The sequence below is a fragment of the Thioalkalivibrio sp. AKL10 genome (genome assembly GCF_000381845.1).
Taxonomy (GTDB): Bacteria; Pseudomonadota; Gammaproteobacteria; order Ectothiorhodospirales; family Ectothiorhodospiraceae; genus Thioalkalivibrio; species Thioalkalivibrio versutus.
Genome location: NZ_KB907143.1, coordinates 522,804 through 548,981 on the forward strand (window position 1 = coordinate 522,804; position 26,178 = coordinate 548,981).

Here is a 26,178-nt window from a genome sequence, read left to right on the forward strand (position 1 = left end):
GGTGACGAACGGGGTCAGGCGGTCGCGGCTGGGAGCTGGACCCGGTCGCGGAGCAGGCCCCGCAGGGCGTCGAACGCCACCGGGTGCGAGAAATAGAAGCCCTGGGCCGTGTGGCAATCCAGCTGTTGCAGAATCTGCGCCTGGCGCTCGGTCTCCACGCCCTCTGCAATCACGTCCAGCCCCAGGGTATGGGCCATCAGGATGATCGCGCGGACGATCTGCGAATGTTCCTCGCCCTGGTCGAGATCCTTCACGAAGGAGCGGTCGATCTTCAGGGTGTCGGCCGGTATCTGCTTGAGCTGCACGAGGGACGCATGACCGGTTCCGAAATCATCGACCGCCAGGGACATGCCGGCGTGACGCAGTCGCTGGAAGACCCGCGCCGCCCCCTGGGGGTCGTCCATGATCGCGGTCTCGGTGAGCTCCAGCTCGATACAGCGGGGCGGAATGCCGGCCTCGCGGATAATGCGGTGGAAGGTCGCCGCAAGATCCGGCTGACGCAGTTGGCGCGCGGAGACATTGATTGCGATACGCGGCAGTTCGTCTTCGGCCACTCGCAGGGACTGCAGGTCCCGACAGACCTGGCGCAACACCCATTCCCCGATCTCCTCGATCAGGGTCATGTCCTCCGCCAGTTCGATGAAATGGCTGGGGGGCAGCAGACCCAGCGTCGGGTGCTGCCAGCGAATCAACGCCTCGGCGCCGATGATTCGGCCGCTTTCCAGCTCGATCTTGGGCTGGTAATGCAGTCTTAGCTGATCATTGGCAATTGCCTGCCCCAGTTCGTTTTCCAGCTCGAAGTGGCGGAAGGTGCGGGCGTTGAGGTCCTGAGTGTAGAACCGGAACCCGTTGCGACCGCGCTGCTTGGCCTCGTACATCGCCGCATCGGCGTTGCCGAGCAGGGTGTCCGCATCCTCGCCGTCATAGGGGTAGACGGCAATCCCGCAGGAGACACTGCTGACCACGGGCTGATCGAAGATCTGCCGCTCGGTCGCCGTTTTGCGCACGACATCGGTGACCAGCCGGACGACGCCCTCCAGGCCATGCGTGTCCTCGACGAGGATGCCGAACTCGTCGCCGCCAAGACGCGACAGGGTGGTTCGCAGGTGGCGTCCCGAGCGTTCCCGGGCATGGTCCAGCAGAGCGGACAGGTCCTGGGCGACCTTGCGGATCAGCTCGTCGCCGGCGCGGTGACCCAGCGAATCGTTGGTGCGCTTGAAGTTGTCCAGATCCAGCAGGATCAAGGCCACATGCCCCGCCGCGGCACCCGCGTGGCGCTCCATCGCCTGCGACAGCCGGTCGCTGAACAGCATGCGGTTGGGCAGGTTGGTCAGCGAGTCGTGGGACATGTGGTGCAGCAGCTCGCGTGACTGGCGCTCGGTGATGCGCTGGAGTGCCTTCTGGCGCCGGTCCATCATCTGAAACAGGTCGGCACTCTCCAGGGCATAGGCCGTGTTGAACAGCACCATGGTCAGTGTCGACAGGATCATCTCGTAGCGTTGCAGCTCCGCCTGCCGGAAGCGGGCGACGAACATCCCGCGAATCCGGGTGCGCGTCGAGATCACGTGCAGCATCACACTCTCGCCCTCGACCGGGGAGGGCAGACAGACCGGATGGTTCTGGTGCAGCGCCCAGGAGAACTGGCCATCCTGGATCAGTTGTTCGACGGTCTCCGACAGGTCCGGCGTCAGCTCCCCGGGGCGTTCCTGATAGTCGAGGTTGAACGAGCAGTCGTTGTCCAGGACGTACACCGCCATGTCCTGTGTCGGCAGCAGGCGCCGGATGGACTCGATGGTGTTCTGGATAATCAGTTCGGGACTGCGGTTGCGGTCGGTGTCACCGAAGATCGCCGTCGTCGAGGCGAGCACATCCATCGCATAGGCGTTGGCTTCCAGTGCTTCCTCGAGGAATCGGATGCGCTCATGGAGGGCATTGACTTCCTCGGGCGTGCGGTACGATGGGCTCATGCAACAGCGTCCTTTGCTTGCATACAGGCTCAGTCGAGGAGGATCGTCTGCATCTGATCCAGATGCTTGCGCGCGTGGCCGATGATGTCCTCGTAGACCGCCATCTCCAGGCCAATGCGGTCGAAGGTCTCCGGGGCAACCGGGGGCACGAAACGTTCCCCGGAGGATCCCAGCCGCAAGGAATTGGCGATGCTGTCGGCGACGTGCACGATAGCCGTCTCCACGGGAAACGCGCGGGCCTCTTCCGGGGCATGGTGGTAGCGCGTGGCTTCCACCTGGGCCGGGGCCATGCCCCATTCCTCCAGCAGGGCGGACCCGATGGCGGCGTGGTCAAAACCCAGCAGCTCGCGTTCTGCCTCGTACAACAGGCACTGCTCACGCTCGCGGATGTTGATCAGCTCCTCGGTGCGGCTGCCCAGCCGGAGAAACAGCAGCAGCCGCCCGAGGTCGTGCATGATTCCGTAGAGGTACAGGCGCTCGATGTTCGCTTCGCGCCGAAAGCGGGCGATCGAGCGGCTGAGCACGCCGACTGCAATGCTGTGGCGCCAGAACGATTCCATGTCGACGCCGATGACCGGCAGGCCGCGGAAGTGCTCGATCACGATGGTCGACAGCACGATCTGCCGCATCTGTTGCAGGCCGATGATGGAGACTGCCCGGTGCAGGGTATCGATCGGTTCGGGGAAACCGTACAGCGAAGAGTTGGCCATGCGCAGCGTCTTCGCCGCAATGGCCGGGTCCAGTTCCACCGCCTCGGTAATCCCGGCCACGTTCGCGGTCGGGTCGCTAAGGCGCGAGAAGATCGTGTTGTAACTCCCGGAAAAGCTGCACAACGAGTCATCCTGCTCGAGAAACTCGGCAACGGTCATCATGCGCTCCGGGCCTTGTGGCCGCGGCGCATGAGCTCGTCGATCAGCTGGGCACGCGCGATGGAGTAGATGCCGTCCATGGGATGGGCGGTCAAGTCACAGTGACGGAAGCGCTCGGCCAGGATGGTGTCAGCCTGTTCCTCCATCTCCGGGGTGGGCCGGGCCTCCGCCGACAGGTCCGGGACCGCGTCGTCCCGCGAATCGTTGGCCGCGGCATGTTCGTCCTCGACGATCTCGACAGTGCTGATGCCCCAGGACAGGAGCACGCGGATCTGCTTGTCCTGGAGCACCATGCCGGCGGGGATCAGGAGACGGCCGGAACGGTCATGCACGGCTGTTGCCAGCGTCTGACCGGACTGAATCACCTCCGTGGATACCCGCCGTCCCATGGCCAAACCTTATGCGGAAGCCGCGAGCTGGCGCAACACGTAGGGCAGGATGCCGCCGTGGCGGAAGTAATCCACCTCCTGCGGGGTATCCAGCCGCACACGTACGGCAAAGGTCTTGCGGTGGCCATCATCGGCCACGGCCGTGACCGTGGCCTCGCGCGACTCGCCGTTCTCCACGCCGGTAATGCTGTAGGTCTCGCGCCCGGTCAGTCCGTGGCTGGCCGCGTTCTCGCCGGGCAGGAACTGCAGCGGCAGTACGCCCATCCCCACCAGGTTGGAGCGGTGGATACGCTCGAAGGTCTCGACGATGACCGCCTTGACGCCCAGCAGCAGGGTGCCCTTGGCGGCCCAGTCGCGCGAAGAGCCGGTGCCATATTCCTGTCCGGCGATGACGATCAGCGGGGTGTCCTCTGCTTGGTACTGCATCGCCGCGTCGTAGATCGACATCTGCTCGCCATCCGGCAGGTGCTGGGTCACGCCCCCCTGGGTCCCGGGCGCCAGCAGATTGCGCAGGCGCACGTTAGCGAAGGTCCCGCGCATCATCACTTCATGGTTCCCGCGGCGGGAGCCATAGGAGTTGAAGTCGGCCGGTTTCACGCCCTTCGATTCCAGATAGCGACCCGCCGGGCTGTCCTTGGCGATGGAGCCGGCCGGGGAGATGTGGTCCGTGGTCACCGAATCACCCAGCAGCGCGAGGACGCGCGCGCCCTGGACATCGTTCCAGGGCGTAGGCGTCATGCTCATGCCCTCGAAGTAGGGCGGGTTGCGTACGTAGGTGGAGTCCTCCTGCCAGTCGAAGCGCTGACCCTGCGGCGCCTCCAGGTTGCGCCAGCGTTCCTCGCCGGAATAGAGGTCACCATAGGCGCTGGTAAAGCTGCTGGCGCCGACATGGCTGGCCACCGCCTCGCGCACTTCTTGCGTGGTCGGCCAGATATCCTTCAGGTAGACCGGCTCGCCCTGTTGATTCTCCCCGATCGGGTCGCTGTACAGGTCGATGTTGCTGCGTCCGGCCAGGGCGTAGGCGACCACCAACGGCGGCGAGGCCAGGAAGTTCATTTGCACCTCCGAGTGGATCCGCCCCTCGAAGTTGCGGTTGCCGGAGAGCACCGAGCTGACGATCAGGTCGTCCTTGATGATGGCCTCGGAGATCGGTTCCGGCAGCGGACCGGAGTTGCCGATGCAGGTGGTGCAGCCATAGCCCACCACGTGGAAACCGAGGGCCTCGAGGTCCGGCAACAGACCGGATTTCTCGAGGTAATCGGTCACCACGCGGGAGCCTGGAGCCAGCGATGTCTTCACCCAGGGCTTCACCTGCAGTCCGGCCTCGCGTGCCTTGCGCGCCACCAGGCCGGCACCCAGCATCACCGAGGGGTTGGAGGTGTTGGTGCAGGAGGTGATTGCCGCGATCACGATGTCGCCGTGATCCAGGGTGAAGGTCTCGCCGTCCATCTCGATGGCGGTGTGGTGGGGCTCTTCCGCCTGATGCTCGACGCCCACGGCGGTATGCCCGCCCTCGGCCGCGAAGCGCTCGGCGTCGTCCGGTTCATCGGCGCCGCTCTCGCGCTCTTTCAGCATGGTGTCGAGGTGGCGGCTAATGGTGGCGCCGGCCTGGCTCAGCGGGATGCGGTCTTGCGGGCGCTTGGGCCCGGCCAGGCTTGGCTCCACGGTAGACAGATCCAGCTCCAGCATGTCCGTGTATCGCGCGATCGGGGCATTGTCGTTGCGCCACAGGCCCTGGGCCTTCGCGTAGGCTTCGATGAACTCGATGTGCTGGGCGTCGCGCCCGGTCAGGCGCAGGTAGGTCAGGGTCTCGTCATCGATCGGGAAGATGCCGCAGGTGGCGCCATATTCCGGGGCCATGTTGGCGATGGTGGCGCGATCGGCCAGCGGCAGATCGGCCAGGCCGTCGCCGAAGAACTCGACGAACTTGCCGACCACGCCCTTCTTGCGCAACGTCTCGACGATCACCAGCACCAGGTCGGTCGCGGTCGCGCCCTCGGCCAGCTTGCCGGTCAGGCGGAAGCCCACGACCTGCGGGATCAGCATGGAGATCGGCTGGCCGAGCATCGCGGCCTCGGCCTCGATGCCACCCACGCCCCAGCCGAGCACGCCCAGGCCGTTGATCATGGTGGTGTGGGAATCGGTCCCGACCAGGGTGTCGGGGTAGGCCATGCAGCCCCCCTCGGCCTGGTCATCCACGAACACCGTGCGCGCCAGGTACTCGAGGTTCACCTGGTGGACGATGCCGGTGTCCGGCGGCACCACCTTGAAGGTGTCGAACGCCTGCTGGCCCCACTTGAGGAAGCTGTAGCGCTCGCGGTTACGCGAGTATTCGAGCTCGGCGTTCAGGTTCATCGCGTTGGCGTTGCCGTGGGCATCCACCTGCACGGAGTGGTCGATGACCAGTTCGGCCGGCTGCAGCGGGGTGATCTTCTTCGGATCGCCGCCCAGGGCCTCCATTGCATCGCGCATCGCGGCGAGGTCGACGACCGCCGGCACGCCGGTGAAGTCCTGCAGCAGCACGCGCGCCGGACGGAACGCGATCTCCTGGGTCGGTTCGGCCTTCGGATCCCAGTCCAGCAAGGCCTCGATGTCGGCGCGGCGCACCGTGCGCTCGTCCTCGAAGCGCAGCAGGTTTTCCAGCAGCACCTTCAGCGCAAACGGCAGGTCGGTCGCCCGGGCGTCGTCGGTGATCGGCACGTAGCGGCATTCGCGGCCGCCAGCGGTGAGGGTCCGGGTGTTCTTGGGGTCAGCGTGGCTCATGTGCGTCTTCCGCGTTCAGGTATTGAGTCGATTGAGGATGTCATGCGCTTCGCGAATCAGCCGCTTACGGCCGAAAAGCAATTTCCAGCGCGATCCACCGGCCTGGCGCCAGAGGACCGCCGCGCGGATCCCGGCCAGCAGCAACGCACGGATGCGCGCGGCGGTGTCGGGATTGGAGAGGTTGTTCTGTTCGCCCTGCACGATGATGCGCGGGCCGAGCTCGGAGATGGTCTCCTTGTAGATCTCGGCCAGCCGGGCAATCACGCTTTCGTGGGTGATGTGGAAGTAGTCGATCTGGCGCTGGGCGCCCTGCAGGCCGTCGGTCAGCTTCTGCAGCATGTCGTCGCGCTTTTGCAGCTTGCGCTCGAGGAAGATCAGCCCGATCGCGTAACGGGTGATCTCCATGTCCGGCGGCTTGCTGCCGTTTTGCAGCTGGCTCTCGATACGCTCCAGGCCACTGCGCAGGCTGACCGCCTCGCGATAGACCGCTTCCGGGGTGTCCGCGTCGAAGGCGAACAGGCTCCCGACCAGGACCTCGAATTCGTAGTCGTCGCAGCTCCCGCGCCAGGCCAGATCCTTGACCAGGCTCGCGCACTGGAAGAGGGCGGCCAGCGCCAGGGTGCGGTTGTGATCGGAGCGGTCCAAACCAGTCGGTTCCTTGGGTGGGTCGGAGTCGGGTCGCCGGGCAGCGGCCACTATACCGGAAGTGGCCTGGCAGACTCACGGCGCATTCGTGGTTCGTGTGGCGATCACCGCCCCGCCCAGGCAGACATCGCCACGGTAGAAGGCGATGGACTGCCCCGGCGTCGCCGCGCGTTGGGGTGTGTCGAAGACCACGGTGGCGCCGGCCGTGTCCAGCGCCTGCACCCGGCATTCCTGCAAGGGCTGGCGATGGCGTAACCGGGCCTGCAGCGGCTCACCAGGGACCGGTACATCGTGGATCCAGTGCACCACCTCGGTGGTCAGCGACGGGCTCATCAATAGTGGGTGCTGGGGATCCTGGGCGACCACCAGGGTGTTGCTGTCCAGGTCCTTGTCGACGACATACCACGGGGCTTCGGCAAAGCCGTCGACCCCGCCGATCCCCAGGCCCTGGCGCTGCCCGAGGGTGTAGAACATCAGACCCTGGTGGCGACCGACCACCTGGCCTTCCGGGGTGCGCATCGCTCCCTCGGGCGCTTTCAGGTACTGGGCGAGGAAGTCACGGAAGCGTCGCTCGCCAATGAAGCAGATCCCGGTGGAATCCTTGCGCGCATGGTTCGGCAGACCCAGTTCCCGGGCGCGTTCGCGGACCTGATGCTTGGGAATGTCTCCGAGCGGGAACAGGGCGGGGCGCAGTTGCTCCTGGGTCAGGGTATGCAGAAAGTAGGTCTGGTCCTTGTTGGCATCGGCCGCCTGGCACAGCTCACTGTAGTGCGCGTGATGGCGCACCCGGGCGTAGTGGCCGGTGGCAATCCAGCGCGCCCCGAGATCCCGGGCATGATCGAGGAACGAGCGGAACTTGATCTCGCGGTTGCAGAGGATGTCGGGGTTCGGGGTGCGCCCGGCCTCGTACTCATGCAGGAATTGCGCGAAAACGCGCTGGCGGTAGTCCTCGGAAAAGTTCGCCTTGTGCAGCGGGATTTCCAGGCAGTCCGCCACCTCACGGGCCATTGCATAGTCGGCCTCGGCAGCGCAGTACTCGGCGTCGTCGTCATCTTCCCAGTTCTTCATGAACAGGCCTTCGACGCGATAGCCGGCTTCCAGCAGGCGGCTGGCCGCGACAGCGGAATCGACCCCACCCGACAATCCAACGATGACGAGCTCGCCGCGCATCATGCGCCCGGTGCCCGAACCAGATCGCCCACCGCCGCGAGCGGCAAACGCAAGCCGTCCTGATACCGGCGGATGCTGCGCATCACCAGCAGACTGCGCAACGGCCATTCACCCTCGGCCTGTTCGGGCGCCAGCCAGTGCAGGGCATGAATCGCCGGGTCGCGGGGGGCAGGGGATTGAACCGGTGACACCGGGCCGCAGAAGGTCACGCGCAGGATCACGGCGCCGCTGGCCACTTGCAGCAAGTCGCAGCCGAGGGCTGCCTCGGGCACGAATTCCAGGCAGGTTTCCTCGCGGACCTCGCGGATCACGGCCTCCATCAGGTCCTCGCCGGCATCCAGGTGGCCTGCGGGCTGGTTCAGCACCCGGCGGCCGGCGTCGGTTTCCTCGACGAACAGGAACCGGCCCTCGCGCTCGATTACGGCGGCCACGGTGATATGACAGGGGAGGCGGTCGGTCATGGCACGGATGATAACGCAGGCTGCCGGTCGGGCTGCCATAGGGGAACGCGCAATCGCGCACTGGTTCGGTCACCGGAAAACCCGGTCCGGCATGTATAATCAGGTCATACGTGATTTACGATTCATCTACGAAATCCGCACAAGGAGTTGGCATGGCCTATCAGCACATTCAGGTCCCGGAGAAGGGCGAACGCATCACCGTCGACGACCAGGGGAAGCTGCAGGTGCCGGATCATCCGGTGATCCCCTACATCGAAGGTGACGGGATCGGTGTGGACATCACCCCGGTGATGCGCCGGGTGACCGATGCGGCGGTGGAAAAGGCCTACGGCGGCAAGAAGGCCATCGAGTGGATGGAGGTTTACGCCGGCGAGAAGGCGACGCAGGTCTACGATGACGACTCCGGGCTGCCTGACGAGACCCTGGAGGCGGTGAAGGACTATCGCGTGTCGATCAAGGGTCCGCTGACCACCCCGGTGGGTGGCGGCTTCCGCTCCCTGAATGTGGCCCTGCGTCAGAAGCTGGATCTGTATGTCTGTCTGCGCCCGGTGCGCTATTACGACGGCACCCCGAGCCCGCTGAAGGAGCCGGAGAAGACCGACATGGTGATCTTTCGCGAGAACTCCGAGGACATCTACGCCGGGATCGAGTTCGAGTCGGGGACCCCGGAGGTCAAGAAGGTCATCGACTTCCTGCAGGACGAGATGGGTGTCACCCAGATCCGCTTCCCGGAGACCGCCGGGATCGGTGTGAAGCCGGTCTCCAGCGAAGGCACCAAGCGCCTGGTGCGCAAGGCCATCGAATATGCGATCGATAACGATCGCCCGTCGGTGACCCTGGTGCACAAGGGCAACATCATGAAATTCACCGAAGGCTCCTTCAAGGCCTGGGGCTACGAGCTGGCACGCGAGGAATTCGGTGCGAAGGATCTGGACGGCGGTCCGTGGCAGACCTTCAAGAACCCGAAGACCGGGCGTGACATCGTGATCAAGGATGTGATCGCCGACGCCTTCCTGCAGCAGATCCTGCTGCGCCCGGAGGACTACTCGGTGATCGCGACCCTGAACCTGAACGGCGACTACATCTCCGATGCCCTGGCGGCCCAGGTGGGTGGTATCGGCATCGCGCCGGGGGCGAACCTGTCCGACAGCACGGCGATGTTCGAGGCCACGCACGGCACGGCGCCGAAGTATGCCGGTCAGGACAAGGTGAACCCGGGGTCGCTGATCCTGTCTGCCGAGATGATGCTGCGGCACCTGGGCTGGTCGGAAGCGGCCGACCTGGTGGTCAAGGGCATGGGTGGAGCGATCAGTGCCAGCGAGGTCACCTACGACTTTGCGCGGCAGATGGATGGCGTCGAGCCGATCGACTGCTCGGCCTTTGGCGAGGCGATGATCAAGCACATGTGAGGGTCGGGTGGTCGGAGTGTCCGTAAGGGCACTTGGCCTGAGCCCGGAACCAATCGAGGATGACGACTAACAAACGAGTAACCGCTGAAGGCGTAATTTCGACCGATGAGTAATGACAAGCCCCAATCCCCCGATCGAGACGACTCGGTAACGGTCGAAGAATCGAGGCCGGAGCTCAAGCCACCGCGACAGTACAAGGTGGTGTTGCTCAACGACGATTTCACGCCGATGGAGTTCGTGATCGAAGTACTGGAGACCTTCTTCAGCATGGATCGCGAGAAGGCCACCCGGGTCATGTTGCATGTGCATACGCGTGGCAAAGGCGTATGCGGCATCTTTACCCGGGATGTGGCCGAGACCAAGGTGGCGCAGGTGAACGACTATGCCCGCAGTCATCAGCACCCACTGCTTTGCTCGATGGAGGAGGTCTGACTCCCATGCTCGACAAGGAACTCGAATTCAGCCTGAACATGGTCTTCAAGGAGGCCCGCGAAAAGCGTCACGAGTTCGTGACGGTTGAGCATCTGCTGATGGCGCTGGCGCAAAACCCCAGCGCTGCCACGGTGCTGCGGGCTTGCGGGGGCGATCTCGATCGCATCCGCGACGAGCTTGCGGCCTATATTGACGAAAACACGCCGCGCATCCCGCCGAGCGATTCGCGCGAGACTCAGCCAACCCTGGGCTTCCAGCGAGTGCTGCAGCGGGCGGTATTCCATGTGCAATCCAGCGGGCGCAAGGAGGTCTCCGGCGCCAACGTGCTGGTGGCCCTGTTCGGAGAGCAGGACAGCCAGGCCCTGTACGTGCTGGGTCAGCAGAACATCTCGCGTCTGGACGTCGTGAATTTCATCTCCCACGGCATCTCCAAGGTCGGGGAAGACGAACTCGGGGCCCAGCCCAACCCGGGCGAGTCCCAGGCTGAGCCGGTGGAGGGTGAGCGCGAAGAAAAGACCAACGCGCTGCAGCTCTACGCCGCCAACCTGAACGACAAGGCGCGCAAGGACGAGATCGACCCGCTGATCGGGCGCGATCATGAGATCGAACGCACCATCCAGATCCTCTGCCGCCGCCGCAAGAACAACCCATTGCTGGTGGGCGAGGCCGGCGTGGGCAAGACCGCGATCGCCGAGGGCCTGGCACGGCGCATCGTCGATGAACAGGTACCGGACGCGATCGCGTCTGCCACCGTCTATTCGCTGGATCTGGGCGCGCTGGTCGCCGGCACCAAGTACCGCGGTGACTTCGAAAAGCGTCTGAAAGGCGTGCTCGCCCAGCTCAAGAAAGAGCCGGGCGCGGTGCTGTTCATCGACGAGATCCACACCATCATCGGGGCCGGCGCGGCCTCCGGCGGGGTGATGGACGCCTCCAACCTGATCAAGCCGATGCTCGCCTCGGGCGAATTGAAGTGCATCGGGTCCACCACCTATCAGGAATATCGCGGCATCTTCGAGAAGGACCGGGCCCTGGCGCGGCGCTTCCAGAAGATCGAGGTGCCGGAGCCGACGGTGGACGAGACCGAGCAGATCCTCCGCGGCCTGAAGTCCCGCTTCGAGACGCATCACAACGTGCGCTTCACCAAGCCGGCCCTGCGCGCGGCGGCGGAACTGGCCGATCGCTACATCACCGACCGCTTCCTGCCGGACAAGGCCATCGACCTGATCGACGAGGCCGGGGCCAGCCGGCAGTTGCAGCCGGTCAGCCAGCGCAAGAAGACCATCGGCGTCCAGGACATCGAGACGATCGTGGCCAAGATCGCGCGCATCCCGCCGAAGTCCGTCTCCAGTTCCGACAAGGAGACCCTGCGCCACCTCGATCGCAACCTGAAGATGACCGTCTTTGGACAGGACGAGGCCATCGGGACGTTATCCACCGCGATCAAGATGGCCCGCTCCGGGCTGGGCGACATGGACAAGCCGATCGGCTCGTTCCTGTTTGCCGGGCCGACCGGTGTCGGCAAGACCGAAGTCACGCGCCAACTGGCGCAGCAGATGGGCATCCATCTGGCCCGCTTCGACATGTCCGAGTATATGGAGCGGCATACCGTATCTCGCCTGATCGGGGCGCCGCCTGGCTATGTGGGCTACGAACAGGGAGGGTTGCTGACCGATGCCATCCTCAAGCATCCGCATTCGGTGCTGCTGCTGGACGAGATCGAGAAGGCCCACCCGGACGTGTTCAATGTGCTGCTGCAGGTGATGGATCACGGCACGCTGACCGATGCCAACGGGCGCGAGGTCGACTTCCGCAACGTGATCCTGGTGATGACCACCAACGCGGGGGCCGAGCAGGCCAGCCGTCCATCGGTGGGCTTCACCAAGCAGGATCATTCCAGCGATGCGATGGAAGCGATCAAGCGCACGTTCACCCCGGAGTTCCGCAACCGCCTGGATGCCACCATTCAGTTCGGGCCGCTGGACGAGGCCACCATCCTCAGCGTGGTCGACAAGTTCCTGATCCAGCTGCAAGCCCAGCTCGACGAGAAAAAGGTGCATATGACGGTCGAGCCGGAGGCGCGTGCCTGGCTGGCCGAGCACGGCTACGACGTCAAGATGGGCGCGCGCCCGATGGCGCGTACGTTGCAGGAGTACATCAAAAAGCCGCTGGCCGACGAGCTGCTGTTCGGGCGACTGGCCCACGGTGGCGAAGTGGTGGTCCGATTGGGCGAGGCCGGTCTGGAGCTGGACATCCAGGAAACCGCGGTGCCGTCCTGACGCGGCTCGCCGATCCGGCGTTACCGGGCCCGGGAGGGCCCGCAAACGAAGAAGCCCCGGTCCGGCCGGGGCTTCTTCGTTGGAGAGGGAACTTACTTGTTGCGGTAGACGATACGACCCTTGGTCAGGTCATAGGGCGTCATCTGCACGATCACCTTGTCGCCGCGCAGGATCCGGATGTAATGCTTGCGCATTTTTCCGGAGATGTGCGCCGTGATCGTGTGCCCGTTTTCGAGCTCCACCCGGAAGGTGGTGTTGGGGAGCGTTTCGACTACAGTGCCCTCCAGCTCGATTTCGTCTTCCTTCGCCATACGGTCCCTCTCGTATTGAATCAAGGTGCGACATTATCCGGATGCACCGGCGGAACACAAGTCAGGTGGCGGCTTTCGGGGGACATAGCCCCCCCCCCGGCGACGGACCAGAGCCGGTCCCTGCGGATGGGCGGCGTTTGCCGGGGTGTACGTGACCGCCTACACTACGCGCGCTTTCACGCGCGAGATCTGTAACGAATGACAACTTCTTGGGCCGCCGTATTTCCGGGGCAAGGGTCCCAGTCCACCGGCATGCTGGCCGATCTGGGCGATGACCACGCCATTGTCCGCGACACCTTTCAGGAAGCGTCGGATTGCCTCGACGCGGATCTCTGGAGCCTTTGTCAGCATGGTCCGGTGGAACAACTCAACCAGACCGAGTGGACACAACCGGTGATGCTGGCTGCCGGGGTCGCCACTTGGCGCCTCCTGACCCAACAAACGGACGCCCGCCCGCAGGCCGTCGCGGGCCACAGCCTGGGCGAATACAGCGCCTTGGTGGCCGCCGGCGTCCTGCGTTTCCCGGATGCGGTACGCCTGGTCGCCGAGCGCGCCCGGGCCATGCAGGCTGCGGTGCCGGAAGGAGAAGGCGCGATGGCGGCCATCCTTGGGCTCGACGATGCCGCGGTACACGCGCTTTGCCTCGAGCATGCCGGTGGCGAGATCCTGGAGGCGGTCAATCTGAACGCGCCGGGGCAGGTCGTGATTGCGGGCAATGCCACTGCGGTGGATCGGGCCGTAAGCGCCGCCAAGGATGCTGGTGCGAAGCGCGCCCTGAAGCTGCCGGTCTCGGTCCCGTCGCATTGCGCACTGATGCGCCCGGCCGCGGAACGCCTGCAGGCGGCCCTGGACGGCACCACCTTTCAGTCCCCCACCATCCCGGTCTGGCAGAATGTGACTGCCGCGCCGACCGATGCCGCCGCGGCCATCAAAGAAAATCTGGCCGCGCAGTTGTATCGCCCGGTGCGCTGGGTCGAGACCATTCGCGGCTTGCGCGAACAGGGGGTGGCGGTTCAGGTTGAATGCGGGCCGGGACGCGTCCTGACCGGTCTTGCCAAACGCATCGACCGCGAACTGGAACTGTTCGATGTTGCCGACCGCGATACCCTGAAGGTCACGCTCGAACGTCTGGCCGCGGGCTGATCGACCGACTGCGACTTTCTCTCACTTGAAGTAAAGGCTTAACCATGTCCGACAGCAAACGTGTAGCCCTTGTAACCGGTGCAAGCCGCGGAATTGGCGCGGCCATTGCCCACCGTCTGGCGGAGCAGGGCCTGCAGGTGGTGGGTACCGCGACCAGTGCGTCCGGCGCCGAACGGATCACCGAAACCCTGAAGCAATGGGGCGGGCGCGGCATTGCGATGGACGTGACCGACGCGGACTCCGTCGCAACCGGCCTGCAGGCGATCCAGGAACAGGAAGGGCCGATCGAGGTGCTGGTGAACAATGCCGGTATTACTCGCGACAACCTGTTCATGCGCATGAAGGACGCGGAATGGGACGCGGTCCTCGACACCAACCTGTCCGCTGCCGTGCGCCTGACACAGCGCCTGCTGAAAGGCATGATGAAACTGCGCCGCGGCCGCATCATCCTGGTGGGTTCGGTCGTGGGCTCCACCGGCAACGCCGGGCAGACCAACTACGCTGCCGCGAAAGCCGGCCTTGCGGGATTTGCCCGTTCCCTGGCGCGCGAGGTCGGCAGCCGCAGTATCACCGTGAACACGGTCGCACCGGGTTTCATCGATACCGACATGACCCGCGAACTGGGCGATGACACCAAACAGGCCCTGCTCGGACAGATTCCGCTGGGGCGCCTGGGGGCGCCGGAAGAGATCGCTGCGGCCGTCGGTTTCCTGGCCTCCGAGGAGGCCGGATACATCACCGGCGAGACCCTGCATGTGAATGGCGGGATGTTCATGCATTGATCACGACGGGTCGGCCGCAGGCCGCCCGCAAAACCCGCTGCGCGGATCGCTAGATCGCGGCGGGGCTTTTCTCTAGAATGGCGGACCTTTCAACGAAGCCGCCTCACACTGAAGGGGATTTCTGAACCATGAGTAGCATTGAAGAACGCGTCAAGAAAATCGTTGTCGAGCAGCTGGGTGTCAAGGAAGAGGACGTGACCAACGCGGCCGGCTTCGTCGACGACCTGGGTGCGGATTCGCTGGACACGGTGGAACTCGTCATGGCGCTCGAAGAGGAATTCGAAACCGAAATCCCGGACGAGCAGGCGGAAAAGATCACCACCGTGCAGCAGGCGATCGATTACATCAACGAGCACATGAAGGACTGATTCGACGCCTCCGGGCGCCGATCAGGACGACGCGAACGGGCCTTCCTGCGCGCAGGGCGGCCCTTCGTCGTTGCGCTGAGCGCGTAATTTCAGTCTTTCGAGGAGAACACATTGGCTAAGCGACGTGTCGTGATTACCGGACTGGGGATCGTCTCCCCGGTCGGATCCACTATCGACAAGGCCTGGAGCAACATCAAGGCCGGCAAGAGCGGCATTTCCCCCATCGATGTCTTCGATGCATCGGACATGCCGGTGAAGATCTCCGGCGCGGTCCGGGACTTCGAAGCCAATGACTACGTCCCGCCGAAAGACCAGAAGAAGATGGACACCTTCGTCCTTTACGGGATCGCGGCGGGGCTTCAGGCCCTGGATGACTCCGGTTTGGAAGTCACCGAGGAGAACGCCGAGCGGATCGGGGTGGCCATTGGCTCCGGGATCGGCGGGCTGCCTTATATCGAACGCTCCTACGGCGCGTACTTGAAGGGCGGGGCGCGCAAGATCTCCCCGTTCTTCGTGCCCAGTGCGATCATCAACATGGTGGCCGGGAACCTGTCCATCATGCGCAACCTGCAGGGTCCGAACATCTCCATCGTCTCGGCCTGCGCCACCGGTACCCACAACATCGGCGACGCCGCTCGCATGATCGCCTATGGGGACGCCGATGCCATGGTCGCCGGCGGGGCCGAGATGGCCACCACGCCACTGGGCATTGGCGGCTTTGCCGCCGCCCGCGCGCTGTCCACTCGCAATGACGACCCCGAACGCGCCTCGCGTCCCTGGGACAAGGACCGCGATGGCTTTGTGCTGAGCGATGGCGCCGGTGTAATGATGCTCGAAGAATACGAGCACGCGAAGGCCCGCGGGGCCCACATCTACTGCGAAGTGGCCGGCTTCGCCTGGAATGCGGATGCGCACCACATGACGCAGCCGATCCAAGATGGTTCCGGTGCCGCCAAGTGCATGCATCGTGCCCTGAAAGATGCCGGTGTGAATCCGGAAGAGGTTGGGTACATCAACGCTCACGGGACCTCGACCCCCGCAGGTGACCTGGCGGAAACCCAGGGCCTGAAGAAGGCATTCGGCGATCACGCCTACAAGCTCATGGTCAACTCCACCAAGTCGATGACCGGCCACCTGCTGGGTGCCGCCGGCGGGATCGAGGGCGTGTTTACCGCCCTGGCGCTGCGCGATCAGGTGTCACCGCCGACCATCAACCTGGAAAACCCGAGCGAAGGCTGCGACCTGAACTACGTGGCCAACGAGGCCCGCGAAATGAAGACCAAGGTCGGCCTGTCGAACTCCTTCGGTTTCGGGGGCACCAACGGCACCCTGGTGTTCCGCAGCATCTGACGCTGCGGCGCCGCCATGGCGGTCCATGAACTGGCCGCCGGGGTCGACTTTGCGGCCCTGGCGCGGCGATTCCCAGAGCGCTATCCCCACCTGCTGGAGTCTGCCCTGATCGGGCAGGCTCCGGCTCGTTTTTCCATCCTGTTCGCCTTCCCCGGCCGCACGTTGTCCAGTGCGGCCGGAGAGGACGTGCTGGGCGTGCTGGATCAGGATCTCTCGAGCACACCACCACTCGACCCCGACGACGCCGCACATGCCCACCTCCCGTTCCTCGGGGGATGGTTCCTGTACGCCGGGTACGAACTGGCCTGGCGCATGGAGCCGGCCCTGGGTGATTGCCGCTCGGACCCCTGGCTGCCAGATGCCCTGGTGACCTATTTCCCGGCGGCACTGATCCACGATCACCACGAGGGGACCACCTGGTTCGTCGACGAGGCAGGCGATTGCGCGCGTTTGGAGCGGGTGGAGTCGGACTGCGCGACAGTCCGGGGCCAGCCGAGTCCCGCATCCGAACCGTTGCCCGCCCTGGCCCTTCAGGAGGAGGACGCCCAGCGCTATCGCGACGCAGTGATGAAGGGCCTCGAGTACATCCGGGCCGGCGACACCTTTCAGGTCAATCTATCCCGCGAATGGCGTGCCACCGCCGCGCAGCCGCTGGATCCGGCGGGGCTGTACACCCGCCTGCGCGAGGCCAATGCCGCGCCATTTGCCGCGTGGCTGCAACTCCCGGGGGCTCACGTGATCAGTTCCTCCCCAGAGCGGCTGGTGTCGGTGGAAGCCGCCATGGTCGAGACCCGGCCGATTGCGGGGACCCGTCGCCGCGATCCGGATGCGGAAGAAGACCGGCGTCTTTTCAGTGAGTTGACGTTCAACATCAAGGAACGCGCCGAGCATGTCATGCTCGTGGATCTGGAACGCAATGATGTCGGGCGGGTGGCCGAGATCGGTAGCGTGCGCGTGGCGGAGCTGATGACCATCGAGAGCTATCGCCGGGTGCATCACATCGTCTCCAGCATTGTCGGGCGCCTGCGCCCGGGCACCACCACGGCCGACATCCTGCGCGCGGTCTTTCCGGGCGGCACCATCACCGGCTGCCCGAAGATCCGCAGCATGCAGATCATCCAGGAACTGGAACAACAGGCCCCGCGTGGGGCTTACACCGGCGGCTGCGGGTACGTCAGCCGCCACGGCCGTATGGATACCAATATCCTGATCCGGACCCTCGTCGTTCGGGGGAACGAACTGCGTTTTCGGGCGGGGGCGGGCATCGTCGCGGACTCCGATCCCGAGCGCGAGCTGGAGGAGACCCGGCACAAGGCACGCGGCCTGCTGGAGGCGCTGCAGGGGGCGGGGGAGAAGAGCCCATGATCCTGGTGACCGGCGAGCGCGAGGGGCGGGTATCGCCATTGGATCGCGGGCTACTCCTGGGCGACGGCCTGTTCGAGACGCTACGGGTGCGACAGGGCCGACCGCAGCTATGGTCCTACCACTGGGCCCGCCTGACGCGCGGGCTGGAGCACCTCGGGTTTCCGCAACTCGGCGAGACCGAGGTGCTGGACGAGATTGCCCGAGTGGCGACCCTGCCAGCCTGCATGGTGCGCCTGACGGTGACCCGGGGTGAGGGGCCAAGGGGCTACGCGCCGCCCGCGGCACCGGCACTGACTCGGATCGTCAGTGCCGGTCCGGCGCTGGACGACGCCGCCCCCACTGAACGCGAATCCCTGAGCCTGGGTTGGGCCGCAGTGCCGATCGGCGTAAACCCGGCGCTCGCGGGTCTCAAACACACCAGTCGCCTGGAACACGTGATGGCCCGGCGCAGCTGGCAACCGGGCTGGGACGAGGCAATCCTCCACGATGCGCTGGGGCGCGTGGTAAGCGCCACGCAGGGGAATCTCTGGCTGCGCGAAGGGCGTACCTTGCTCACCCCGCCGGTGGATCAGTCCGGGATCGCCGGTACGCGGCGCGCCTGGGTCCTCGAGCATGCCGAACGGTTCGGGTTCGAGGTGATCGAGGCGTACCCGGACCCCGCGCGTATCGAGCGTGCCGATGCGCTCTATGTCAGCAACGCGCGTATCGGGATGACCCCGGCCGTGCTGTCCGAAGGGGACAAGCGGGGGCCTGCGTGGCAGGATGATCCGCTGTATTCAATGGGAATTGCATTGCATGAAGCGGATTAGCCTCGCTGTCCTGGCGCTCCTGGTCATTCTGGCCCTGGGCGCCGCCTGGTGGCTGAGCGAACACTACCAGGCGCAGCTGGATACGCCGATGGCGCTGGACGCCTCGGAACGCTTTCAGTTGGAACCGGGGCAGGGGTTGCGTTCGGTGAGCAGGACCTTTGCCGAACGCGGCTGGGTGGATTCTGCCTGGGTGCTCGAGGCCTATGGACGGCGTCAGGGGATTGCGCCGCGTCTCCAGGCAGGGGAATACGCCGTGACGCCGGGCATGACCCCGCGCGAACTGATCCATGCGATGGCTCGCGGCGAGGTGGTACAGCATCGCCTCACGTTCCCGGAGGGCTGGACCATCCGCCAGGCGCTGGCCGCCCTGCGCGAGCACCCGGAACTCATCGGGCCCGCCGAATCGGTCGGGGTCGACAACCTGCTGGAGGCACTGGGGCTCGAGGACCTGGGACACCCGGAGGGATGGTTCCTGCCGGACACCTATTTCTTCGGCTCCGGAACCGAGGCCCTGACGGTGCTGCAACGCGCCCACCAGGCGATGCGCCTGCACCTGGACCGCGCCTGGGAGGACCGAATCGAGGACCACCCGGTGAATTCCCCCTATGAGCTGCTGATCCTAGCCTCCATCATCGAACGCGAGACCGGGCGCGGGGACGAGCGTGACCGGGTGGCCGGGGTGTTCGTGAATCGGCTCAAGCGCGGCATGCGCCTGCAGACCGATCCCACCCTGCTGTACGCGCAGGAGCCCGGCGTACAACGCCTGACGCGCGCCGAACTGGACCGCGATCATCCCTACAACACCTATACCCGTGCCGGGCTCCCGCCAACGCCCATCGCCCTGCCGGGGCGCGCGGCCTTGCAGGCGGCGGCACGTCCGGCCGAAACCAATGACCTGTTCTTCGTCTCGCGCGGCGACGGCAGTCATCATTTCTCCGAGACCTATCGTGAGCATCGCGAGGCCGTGATCCGCTACCAGCTGGGCGGGGATGGCAGCCGCTACGGCATACGCAACCGGTAACTGGAGACGCCCTGCACATGGAACGCTCGCCCCATCCCGGCCACTTCCTGGTCCTCGAAGGCATCGAGGGCTCGGGCAAGACCACCCAGATCGAGCGTCTGGACACCGCGCTGCGCGCTGCCGGACACCCGGTGCGCAACACCCGGGAGCCGGGCGGGACCGCCCTCGGCGAACGCCTGCGCGGCCTGCTGCTGGACCCCGATCTGCCGGGCATGTGTGCCGAGTCCGAGCTGCTGCTGATGTTCGCCGCGCGGGCCCAGCACCTGCACGAGGTGATCCGGCCGGCCCTGCAGGCCGGTGACTGGGTCCTCAGCGACCGTTTTACCGATGCCTCGTTTGCCTACCAGGGGGCCGGGCGGGGACTTGGATCCCAGCGGGTCGCACAGCTGGAGGACTGGCTGCAGGGCGAACTGCGCCCGGACCTGGTAATCCTGCTGGACATCGACTCAGAGACCGGGCTCGATCGAGCCGTCCAGCGCGGCCGGCGAGACCGCATCGAACGCGAGGCGCTGGACTTCTTCGAGCGGGCACGCCAGGCGTATCGGGAACGCGCCAAGCGAGTGCCGGGACGCTATCTGGTCGTGGATGCATCCGCGGACCCGGACACGGTAGCCGAGCGCATCCTCGCGGGCGTGCGCGAGCGCCTGCCGTTGCACGCGCGGGAGGGTTAAGGGGGCCATGGCTGCGCCAGTCACCGACGATACCCTGCCGCCCTGGCTGCAGAAGCCGTGGGAGGCGCTGGCGCGGCGCGGGCGCGAAGGGCGCCTGCCCAGCGGTCTGCTGGTTCATGGCGCTCCGGGCGTTGGCAAGGCACTGCTGACGCGGGCGCTGGCCCAGGCCCTGCTGTGCCAGCGCGCGACGGGCACCGAGCCGCCGTGCGGCGAATGCAACGGCTGTCGCAGCTTCCTTGGTGGTGTACACCCCGAGGTGATGACGCTGGAGCCGGAGGAGGCGGGCAAGGAAATCCTGATCGCGGCGGCACGCGAGGCGATCGAGTTTCTCTCGCTGTCCGGTTCGGGCGGGCTGCGCAGCGTGATCATCCGCCCGGCCGATGCCCTGAACACGAATGCGGCGAATGCGCTGCTGAAGACCCTGGAGGAACCCCCGCCCAGGGCCATGCTGATTCTCGAGGCGGCGCAGCCGGCGCGTCTGCCAGCGACCATCCGCAGCCGCTGCCAGATGGTCGAGATCGCCACGCCGGGGCCTGCCGAAGCAACGGACTGGCTGCGCGGGGCCGCCGATGACCCTGCGGCAGTGGACGAGGCCTATGCCGCCAGTCTCGGGCGTCCGCTGGCCGCCCGCGAGATCCTGACCGACCCCGACCGTATGGCGCGCTGGGAACAGGACCGCGAGGCCCTGACCCTGCTACTGCGTCGCCCCGGGGTGACACCGATGGCCAGTGCCATGCAACGCAGCCTGCCGGAATCCCTGATCCCACGAATCCAGGCCCTGCTGGTTGCGGCCCAGCGCCTGCTCGTGAACGGCGAGCCGGATGCGTTTGGCCGGCAGTTCCCGCGCGATCTAATCGAGGACTTCGCCCGGCGCATGGGGCCGCGGCGGCTGGCTGAACTGTCGAGTCAAGCGCTCGGCTGGCAACGCCAGGCCTCGCGCCAGCTTAACCCGCAGCTGCGCATGGAAGACATCGCATTGAGCTTCCTCGAGCAGTAAGGCGTCACTTGCCACGAGTACAGTCGGGGTGGCGCGGTATCGGTGCGATGGGCGATACTGCCAGACCCAGTACGATTTCAGGTCACACGGAGGGTCTATGGCCGGGCAGGGCATGCTCACCTTGGCAATCAAGGAAAAACCCGCGCTGTATGCGGCATACATGCCGTTCGTGACCAATGGCGGTCTATTCATCCCGACCGACAAGGCCTACAAGCTCGGAGACCAGGTCTTCCTGCTGCTGTCACTGCTGGAGGATTCGGATCGCCTTCCGACCCCCTGCACGGTGGTCTGGATTACGCCGCCGCGCGCCCAGGGCAACCGGCTGCGGGGCATCGGCGTGCAGTTCAACAAGTCGGACAAGGGTGTGACCCACCGCCGCATTGAGGAACACCTGGGCGGCATGCTGAACTCCGACCGCAAGACGCATACCTTCTAGACGTCTGACAGTGCCGTCTTGACCGACACCTCGTCGGACCTTGCATCGCGCACGAACACCCGCTTGCTACCCCTTCGCGACGAGCCTGGAACCGTCAGCGCACGTTCGCGGCACCGGTCTCGCGGATGACCTCGCCCAGCGTTTCCAGCGCCTGGTCAATCTGCGCCCGCGTCAGGTAGAAGTGGGGCGCAAAGCGGATCCCGCCGCCACGCATGGCACACAGGATGCCGCGCCCCTGAAGCCTCGCGTATAGCGCTTCCAGGTCATCCACCGGCGGTCGGAACGTCAGGATGCCGGCACGCCGGCCGCGCGGTGTCAGGATTTGGCAGCCGTGCGCACGCAGGCCTTCTTCCAAATGTAGCCAGTGCTCGCGGATCTCGTGGTCGATGCTGTCCAGCCCGATCTCCAGCAGAAGGGAGAGACTGGCGTGCAGGGCGTGAATTCCGAGCATGTTCGGACTGCCCGGTTCGAAACGCCGTGCACTCGTGGCGGGCTCGATCCCCGGGTTCGAGAAATCGCCGGCATGCGCCAGCATGTTCCAGCCATATTCCTGCAGCGTCAGCCGTTCGCGGATCTCCGGGTTTACGTAGAACACCCCGATTCCCTCGGGCGCCAGCATCCACTTGTGGGCATCGGCCATCACGAAGTCGGCATGGCAACCCGGGGCATCGAAGGGCAGGGCGCCCAGGTGCTGGATCGCATCAACACAGAACAGGATGCGCCGCGAGCGCAGTTCCGCACCCAGCGCCTGGATGTCGACCCGCAGCCCGGAGTCGTAGCGCACAGCACTGGTGGCCACCAGGCGGGTCCGCGCATCACATGCGGCCAGCAGGTCGCGCTCCGGTTCCTCGCCAATGGCGACCTCGCGCGCCTCGATGCCGAAACGCTCTGCGGCGGCCAGCCAGACGACACGATTGGACGGGAACTCGTGCGCCGGGAACACCACATTGTCGCCCGGCTGCCAGTCCAGGCCGAAGGCCACCATCGACAGCGCCTCGGACGTGTTCTTCACGAAGGCAATGTCCTCTGCGGACGGCGCCCCGATCAACGCCCGTGCGAGTTCCCGCGTCGCGTCGATTTGCTGCAGCCACTGCAGGTAGTCACGCGAGCCATGGGCCACGTTCTCCCGGGCGAAGCGGCAGACCGCGTCCTCGGTGCGCCGGGGCCAGGGGCCCACGGCGGCATGATTGAGGTGGATGATCCCTTCCTGTGGAAACTCCGGGTGCATGCGATCCTCCTTGGCGGGTGCCAAAGGGTAACCCAGTCAGGCGAGGCTTAGAACACCCGGAGAGACGCAGCCGAAGGGGCCCGCCTGCGCACCCGACCCATCAGGCGCGCCCGGGAACTGGTTGTGAAAATGCGGGCAAGTTGTTAATTTACCGGCTTCTGAAGGTCCCGCTACCCCGCCCTTCGACAGCGGCACGGGTCAGCATCTTACTCGCTGCTCTTGCGGACGCCGTTCGCGTGCGAATGGTCATCCCGTATTCCTAGAGCTTGAGCGCCCCGAACGTCCCGGGATGCACGCGCATCCTCGCCCATCGCTGCGGCGAGGCACTCCAATTTCAGTTTGTCGGCACAGGAGTCGCGGATGAATTCCGTTGTCCAGTTCTATCGTGATCCCCAGCTTGGTGCAGTCGAGCCGCGCGAGTTCCGCGTCTTTAATGAACGCTCGATCGAACGCATCCCGGCCCTGGCCAGCCTGCCCGAGGCCATACGCTTCGAGATGCAGGTTGTTGCCAGCGTTCTTCCGTTCCGGGTCAATGACTACGTGATCGAGGAGCTGATCGACTGGAGCCGGGTTCCCGGCGACCCAATCTTCCAGCTGACCTTTCCGCAACGGGACATGCTGGCCCCCGAGGCCTTCGAGCGCATGGCCGTTCTGCATCGCCAAGGGGCAGGGCGGGCCGAGATCCAGGCCCTCGCGCGCGAGCTGCGCGAGGAGCTCAACCCGCATCCAGCCGGGCAGATGGAGCTCAACCGCCCGAGCGAGGAAGCGGGCGAGGTCATCAACGGCCTCCAGCACAAGTACCGTGAAACCGTGCTGTTCTTCCCCGGCCAAGGCCAGACCTGCCACAGTTATTGCACCTTCTGCTTCCGCTGGGCCCAGTTCGTCGGTGACAAGGAGCTGCGCATCGCCAGCACCGATGCCGCGTTGCTGCACGACTACCTGCGCGGCCATCCGGAGATCAGCGACCTTCTGATGACGGGAGGCGACCCGATGGTAATGAAAACCAAGCACCTGAAGGCCTATCTTGAGGCCTTGCTGGAGCCCGAGCTGGCCCACATACAGACCGTACGGATCGGCACCAAGGCCCTGACATTCTGGCCTTACCGATTCGTGACCGACTCGGATGCGGACGAACTGTTGCGTCTACTGGAACGGCTGGTCGAGGCGGGCAAGCACGTGGCCCTGATGGCGCATTACAACCATCCGAACGAATTGCGGACCCCGATTGCCCACGAGGCCATCCGTCGGGTACGGGATACCGGCGCCGAAATCCGTTCCCAGGGGCCCTTGCTCCGGCACATCAATGACGACGCCGAGGCCTGGGCCAATCTCTGGCGCGAACAGGTACGCCTCGGGATTATCCCGTATTACATGTTCGTAGAGCGTGACACCGGGGCGCGACGCTACTTCGAGGTCCCGCTGGCGCGCGCCTGGGAAATCTACCGCGAAGCCATGAAACAGGTCTCGGGGCTCGGGCGCACCGCCCGCGGCCCCTCAATGAGCGCCGAGCCCGGCAAGGTGGAGATCCAGGGCGTTGCCGAGATCCAGGGCGAGAAGGTCTTCGTCCTGCGCTTCATCCAGGCACGCAACCCCGACTGGGTCCAGCGCCCGTTTTTTGCGCGCTACGATGACCAAGCCACCTGGCTCGATCAGCTCAAACCCGCCTTCGGCGAAGATCGCTTCTTCTTCGAGGACGAGCTGATGGCGATGAAGGCCGAATCGGCTCACTGAGTCCGCCTCAGCCGGGCGGGTTTGGCACAATGGATCTCATGGACAACAACACGCTCAAGCAACGCGACCTACGCACCCTCTGGCATCCCTGTACCCAGATGAAAGACTACGGCGAGGAGGGGACCCTCCCGCTGCTTCCGATCCAGCGGGGGGAGGGCGTCTGGCTGTACGATTTCGACGGCAATCGCTATCTGGATGCCATCAGTTCGTGGTGGGTCAACCTGTTCGGTCACGCCAACCCGCGCATCGGTGATGCGGTCAAGGACCAGCTGGACCGGCTGGAGCATGTGATCCTCGCCGGCTGCACCCACGAGCCGGTGGTCGAGTTGTGCGAACGCCTGATCGACATCACCCCCGAAGGCCTGGACCGGGTGTTCCTGGCGGACAACGGCAGCGCCGGGGTCGAGGTCGCGCTGAAGATGAGCTTTCACTACTGGCGCAACGTCGATCGCCCGCAGAAGACCCGCTTCATCCGCCTGTCCAACAGCTACCACGGCGAGACCCTGGGCGCCTTGTCCGTGAGCGATGTACCGCTGTACAGCGCAACCTACGAACCGCTGATGCTGGACGTGATCACCGTCCCGGCACCGGATTGTTTCGACCGCGAAGACGGCGAAACCTGCGCCGATGTGGCGCGTCGCCAGTTCGACCACATGGAACAAGCGCTGGCGGAACATGCCGATGAGGCCGCCGCGGTCATCGTGGAGCCCCTGGTCCAGTGCGCCGGCCACATGCGCATGTACGACCCTGAATACCTGCGGCTACTGCGTGAAGCCTGCGACCGTCACGGCGTCCACCTGATCGCCGACGAGATCGCAGTCGGCTTCGGGCGCACGGGCACGCTGTTCGCCTGCGAACAGGGGCCAATCACGCCCGATTTCATGTGCCTGTCCAAGGGCCTGACCGCCGGCTATCTGCCCATGGCCGCCGTGTTGACCACAGATACCATTTACCAGGCGTTCTACGACGATTACGAAAAGCTCAACATGTTCCTGCATTCGCATTCCTATACCGGGAATCCGCTGGCGTGCAGGGCCGCACTCGCCACACTGGACATCTTCCATTCCGATCCCGTTCTTGAGAGAAACCGGGAGCTTGCCGCCCATATCGAGAAACGACTTGAACCATTGCGGGAACATCCGCATGTCGCCGACGTGCGCCAGCACGGCATGATTGCGGCGGTGGAACTGGTGCAGGACAAGTCCCGGCGCACGCCGTATCCGTGGCAGGAACGTCGCGGACTGCACATCTATCGCCACGGCCTGACACGCGGTGCGCTGTTGCGACCACTGGGGAACGTGAGCTATCTGATGCCGCCGTACGTGATCACCGAGGAACAGATCGACTTGCTCGTCGAGGTGATGACCGAGGGGATCGAAAAGGCCGTGCGCGCCTGACGTGCGGGATCAGGCCTAAACGGGAACGGGATTGGGCCTGGCGCAGGCCGCGTTCATGACTTCGGTGGGAGCATCCCGGTCATTCCGCTCGAGACACGCCCATCTTCAATGTCGCATAATACATATTATGTTAAATCGGGGATAAGTGACGGTGTCGTTCGCCTTAGCGAGTCCCTGGTTAGGGAGTC

24 protein-coding genes are annotated in these 26,178 nt (G+C 65.2%); 15 read left to right on the forward strand and 9 right to left on the reverse strand.

The window, feature by feature from the left end; translation table 11 throughout:
• Window positions 1–14: 14 nt before the first annotated feature.
• The 7 genes from G333_RS0108275 to G333_RS0108305 form a co-directional block, all read right to left on the reverse strand.
• On the reverse strand, window positions 15–1,967 hold the full coding sequence (locus G333_RS0108275) for a bifunctional diguanylate cyclase/phosphodiesterase (RefSeq protein WP_019628182.1): 1,953 nt from the start codon (window positions 1,965–1,967) through the stop codon (window positions 15–17).
• A gap of 29 nt (window positions 1,968–1,996) precedes the next feature.
• A complete protein-coding gene (locus G333_RS0108280) occupies window positions 1,997–2,836 on the reverse strand; it encodes an HDOD domain-containing protein (protein WP_018951458.1) in 840 nt (279 codons plus the stop codon).
• Entirely contained in the window at window positions 2,836–3,168 is a 333-nt protein-coding gene (locus tag G333_RS0108285; RefSeq protein ID WP_019628183.1) for a hypothetical protein, read from the reverse strand. Before G333_RS0108285 ends, G333_RS0108280 begins: the two co-directional genes overlap by 1 nt.
• Window positions 3,169–3,234: 66 nt before the next feature.
• Window positions 3,235–5,988: an aconitate hydratase AcnA gene (acnA, locus tag G333_RS0108290; RefSeq protein ID WP_018951456.1), complete on the reverse strand. Its 2,754-nt coding sequence runs from the start codon at window positions 5,986–5,988 to the stop codon at window positions 3,235–3,237.
• A 15-nt stretch (window positions 5,989–6,003) separates the two neighbouring features.
• Window positions 6,004–6,633, reverse strand: coding sequence for a high frequency lysogenization protein HflD (gene hflD, locus G333_RS0108295; protein ID WP_018937572.1), 630 nt, complete (start codon window positions 6,631–6,633; stop codon window positions 6,004–6,006).
• Window positions 6,634–6,708: 75 nt separating this feature from the next.
• Entirely contained in the window at window positions 6,709–7,806 is a 1,098-nt protein-coding gene (mnmA, locus tag G333_RS0108300) for a tRNA 2-thiouridine(34) synthase MnmA (RefSeq protein ID WP_019628184.1), read from the reverse strand.
• Window positions 7,803–8,264, reverse strand: coding sequence for an NUDIX domain-containing protein (locus G333_RS0108305; RefSeq protein ID WP_019567857.1), 462 nt, complete (start codon window positions 8,262–8,264; stop codon window positions 7,803–7,805). Before G333_RS0108305 ends, mnmA begins: the two co-directional genes overlap by 4 nt.
• A 152-nt stretch (window positions 8,265–8,416) precedes the next feature.
• Here G333_RS0108305 and icd point away from each other — a divergent pair, with 152 nt between their 5' ends.
• The 3 genes from icd to clpA all read left to right on the forward strand — a co-directional run bounded on the left by icd (window position 8,417) and on the right by clpA (window position 12,381).
• Window positions 8,417–9,673, forward strand: a complete 1,257-nt coding sequence (gene icd, locus G333_RS0108310) for an NADP-dependent isocitrate dehydrogenase (RefSeq protein WP_018937575.1) — start codon at window positions 8,417–8,419, stop codon at window positions 9,671–9,673.
• 105 nt (window positions 9,674–9,778) lie between these two features.
• Window positions 9,779–10,105, forward strand: coding sequence for an ATP-dependent Clp protease adapter ClpS (gene clpS, locus G333_RS0108315; RefSeq protein WP_018650138.1), 327 nt, complete (start codon window positions 9,779–9,781; stop codon window positions 10,103–10,105).
• 5 nt (window positions 10,106–10,110) lie between these two features.
• Window positions 10,111–12,381: an ATP-dependent Clp protease ATP-binding subunit ClpA gene (gene clpA / locus G333_RS0108320; protein WP_018169782.1), complete on the forward strand. Its 2,271-nt coding sequence runs from the start codon at window positions 10,111–10,113 to the stop codon at window positions 12,379–12,381.
• Between the two features lie 92 nt (window positions 12,382–12,473).
• Here clpA and infA read toward each other — a convergent pair whose 3' ends face one another.
• Window positions 12,474–12,692, reverse strand: coding sequence for a translation initiation factor IF-1 (gene infA / locus G333_RS0108325; protein WP_012982660.1), 219 nt, complete (start codon window positions 12,690–12,692; stop codon window positions 12,474–12,476).
• A 198-nt stretch (window positions 12,693–12,890) separates the two neighbouring features.
• Between infA and fabD the strand changes: the two genes are divergently transcribed.
• The 10 genes from fabD to G333_RS0108375 all read left to right on the forward strand — a co-directional run bounded on the left by fabD (window position 12,891) and on the right by G333_RS0108375 (window position 21,634).
• Entirely contained in the window at window positions 12,891–13,835 is a 945-nt protein-coding gene (fabD, locus tag G333_RS0108330) for an ACP S-malonyltransferase (RefSeq protein ID WP_081624515.1), read from the forward strand.
• Between the two features lie 44 nt (window positions 13,836–13,879).
• Complete coding sequence (fabG, locus tag G333_RS0108335; protein WP_019628186.1) at window positions 13,880–14,617, forward strand: 3-oxoacyl-ACP reductase FabG; 738 nt, start codon at window positions 13,880–13,882, stop codon at window positions 14,615–14,617.
• Between the two features lie 128 nt (window positions 14,618–14,745).
• Window positions 14,746–14,985, forward strand: a complete 240-nt coding sequence (gene acpP / locus G333_RS0108340; protein ID WP_018145676.1) for an acyl carrier protein — start codon at window positions 14,746–14,748, stop codon at window positions 14,983–14,985.
• Window positions 14,986–15,114: 129 nt separating this feature from the next.
• On the forward strand, window positions 15,115–16,335 hold the full coding sequence (fabF, locus tag G333_RS0108345) for a beta-ketoacyl-ACP synthase II (protein WP_018937578.1): 1,221 nt from the start codon (window positions 15,115–15,117) through the stop codon (window positions 16,333–16,335).
• A gap of 15 nt (window positions 16,336–16,350) precedes the next feature.
• Window positions 16,351–17,700 (forward strand): aminodeoxychorismate synthase component I, encoded by a 1,350-nt coding sequence (locus tag G333_RS0108350; protein WP_019628187.1) that lies wholly within the window; start codon window positions 16,351–16,353, stop codon window positions 17,698–17,700.
• The gene (gene pabC, locus G333_RS0108355) at window positions 17,697–18,509 is read left to right on the forward strand and encodes an aminodeoxychorismate lyase (RefSeq protein WP_019628188.1); all 813 of its coding nucleotides are present in this window, start codon (window positions 17,697–17,699) and stop codon (window positions 18,507–18,509) included. The genes G333_RS0108350 and pabC overlap by 4 nt, the downstream gene beginning before the upstream one ends.
• On the forward strand, window positions 18,496–19,530 hold the full coding sequence (mltG, locus tag G333_RS0108360) for an endolytic transglycosylase MltG (RefSeq protein WP_019628189.1): 1,035 nt from the start codon (window positions 18,496–18,498) through the stop codon (window positions 19,528–19,530). The genes pabC and mltG overlap by 14 nt, the downstream gene beginning before the upstream one ends.
• 17 nt (window positions 19,531–19,547) lie before the next feature.
• Window positions 19,548–20,201: a dTMP kinase gene (gene tmk / locus G333_RS0108365; protein WP_019628190.1), complete on the forward strand. Its 654-nt coding sequence runs from the start codon at window positions 19,548–19,550 to the stop codon at window positions 20,199–20,201.
• A gap of 7 nt (window positions 20,202–20,208) precedes the next feature.
• Window positions 20,209–21,198, forward strand: a complete 990-nt coding sequence (locus G333_RS0108370) for a DNA polymerase III subunit delta' (protein WP_019628191.1) — start codon at window positions 20,209–20,211, stop codon at window positions 21,196–21,198.
• Window positions 21,199–21,295: 97 nt separating this feature from the next.
• Complete coding sequence (locus G333_RS0108375; protein WP_017941553.1) at window positions 21,296–21,634, forward strand: PilZ domain-containing protein; 339 nt, start codon at window positions 21,296–21,298, stop codon at window positions 21,632–21,634.
• Window positions 21,635–21,728: 94 nt separating this feature from the next.
• Here G333_RS0108375 and G333_RS0108380 read toward each other — a convergent pair whose 3' ends face one another.
• Window positions 21,729–22,862 (reverse strand): aminotransferase class V-fold PLP-dependent enzyme, encoded by a 1,134-nt coding sequence (locus G333_RS0108380; protein WP_019628192.1) that lies wholly within the window; start codon window positions 22,860–22,862, stop codon window positions 21,729–21,731.
• A 360-nt stretch (window positions 22,863–23,222) separates the two neighbouring features.
• On the opposite strand from G333_RS0108380, the gene G333_RS0108385 reads away from it, so the two are divergent.
• Both G333_RS0108385 and G333_RS0108390 read left to right on the forward strand, forming a co-directional pair.
• Window positions 23,223–24,593, forward strand: coding sequence for a KamA family radical SAM protein (locus tag G333_RS0108385; protein ID WP_019628193.1), 1,371 nt, complete (start codon window positions 23,223–23,225; stop codon window positions 24,591–24,593).
• Window positions 24,594–24,631: 38 nt separating this feature from the next.
• Entirely contained in the window at window positions 24,632–25,990 is a 1,359-nt protein-coding gene (locus tag G333_RS0108390) for an adenosylmethionine--8-amino-7-oxononanoate transaminase (protein ID WP_019628194.1), read from the forward strand.
• Window positions 25,991–26,178 lie beyond the last annotated feature (188 nt).

What these genes read in the sequence shown, in the direction of transcription:
- acpP (WP_018145676.1), top strand. Translation starts at nt 14,746, where the DNA reads ATGAGTAGCATTGAAGAACGCGTCAAGAAAATCGTTGTCGAGCAGCTG.
- pabC (WP_019628188.1), top strand. Translation starts at nt 17,697, where the DNA reads ATGATCCTGGTGACCGGCGAGCGCGAGGGGCGGGTATCGCCATTGGAT.
- G333_RS0108305 (WP_019567857.1), bottom strand. Translation starts at nt 8,264, where the DNA reads ATGACCGACCGCCTCCCCTGTCATATCACCGTGGCCGCCGTAATCGAG.
- fabD (WP_081624515.1), top strand. Translation starts at nt 12,891, where the DNA reads ATGACAACTTCTTGGGCCGCCGTATTTCCGGGGCAAGGGTCCCAGTCC.
- clpA (WP_018169782.1), top strand. Translation starts at nt 10,111, where the DNA reads ATGCTCGACAAGGAACTCGAATTCAGCCTGAACATGGTCTTCAAGGAG.
- infA (WP_012982660.1), bottom strand. Translation starts at nt 12,692, where the DNA reads ATGGCGAAGGAAGACGAAATCGAGCTGGAGGGCACTGTAGTCGAAACG.
- clpS (WP_018650138.1), top strand. Translation starts at nt 9,779, where the DNA reads ATGAGTAATGACAAGCCCCAATCCCCCGATCGAGACGACTCGGTAACG.
- icd (WP_018937575.1), top strand. Translation starts at nt 8,417, where the DNA reads ATGGCCTATCAGCACATTCAGGTCCCGGAGAAGGGCGAACGCATCACC.
- G333_RS0108380 (WP_019628192.1), bottom strand. Translation starts at nt 22,862, where the DNA reads ATGCACCCGGAGTTTCCACAGGAAGGGATCATCCACCTCAATCATGCC.
- G333_RS0108390 (WP_019628194.1), top strand. Translation starts at nt 24,632, where the DNA reads ATGGACAACAACACGCTCAAGCAACGCGACCTACGCACCCTCTGGCAT.
- G333_RS0108385 (WP_019628193.1), top strand. Translation starts at nt 23,223, where the DNA reads ATGAATTCCGTTGTCCAGTTCTATCGTGATCCCCAGCTTGGTGCAGTC.
- fabG (WP_019628186.1), top strand. Translation starts at nt 13,880, where the DNA reads ATGTCCGACAGCAAACGTGTAGCCCTTGTAACCGGTGCAAGCCGCGGA.
- mltG (WP_019628189.1), top strand. Translation starts at nt 18,496, where the DNA reads ATGAAGCGGATTAGCCTCGCTGTCCTGGCGCTCCTGGTCATTCTGGCC.
- mnmA (WP_019628184.1), bottom strand. Translation starts at nt 7,806, where the DNA reads ATGATGCGCGGCGAGCTCGTCATCGTTGGATTGTCGGGTGGGGTCGAT.
- G333_RS0108350 (WP_019628187.1), top strand. Translation starts at nt 16,351, where the DNA reads ATGGCGGTCCATGAACTGGCCGCCGGGGTCGACTTTGCGGCCCTGGCG.
- acnA (WP_018951456.1), bottom strand. Translation starts at nt 5,988, where the DNA reads ATGAGCCACGCTGACCCCAAGAACACCCGGACCCTCACCGCTGGCGGC.
- tmk (WP_019628190.1), top strand. Translation starts at nt 19,548, where the DNA reads ATGGAACGCTCGCCCCATCCCGGCCACTTCCTGGTCCTCGAAGGCATC.
- G333_RS0108275 (WP_019628182.1), bottom strand. Translation starts at nt 1,967, where the DNA reads ATGAGCCCATCGTACCGCACGCCCGAGGAAGTCAATGCCCTCCATGAG.
- G333_RS0108370 (WP_019628191.1), top strand. Translation starts at nt 20,209, where the DNA reads ATGGCTGCGCCAGTCACCGACGATACCCTGCCGCCCTGGCTGCAGAAG.
- G333_RS0108375 (WP_017941553.1), top strand. Translation starts at nt 21,296, where the DNA reads ATGGCCGGGCAGGGCATGCTCACCTTGGCAATCAAGGAAAAACCCGCG.
- G333_RS0108280 (WP_018951458.1), bottom strand. Translation starts at nt 2,836, where the DNA reads ATGACCGTTGCCGAGTTTCTCGAGCAGGATGACTCGTTGTGCAGCTTT.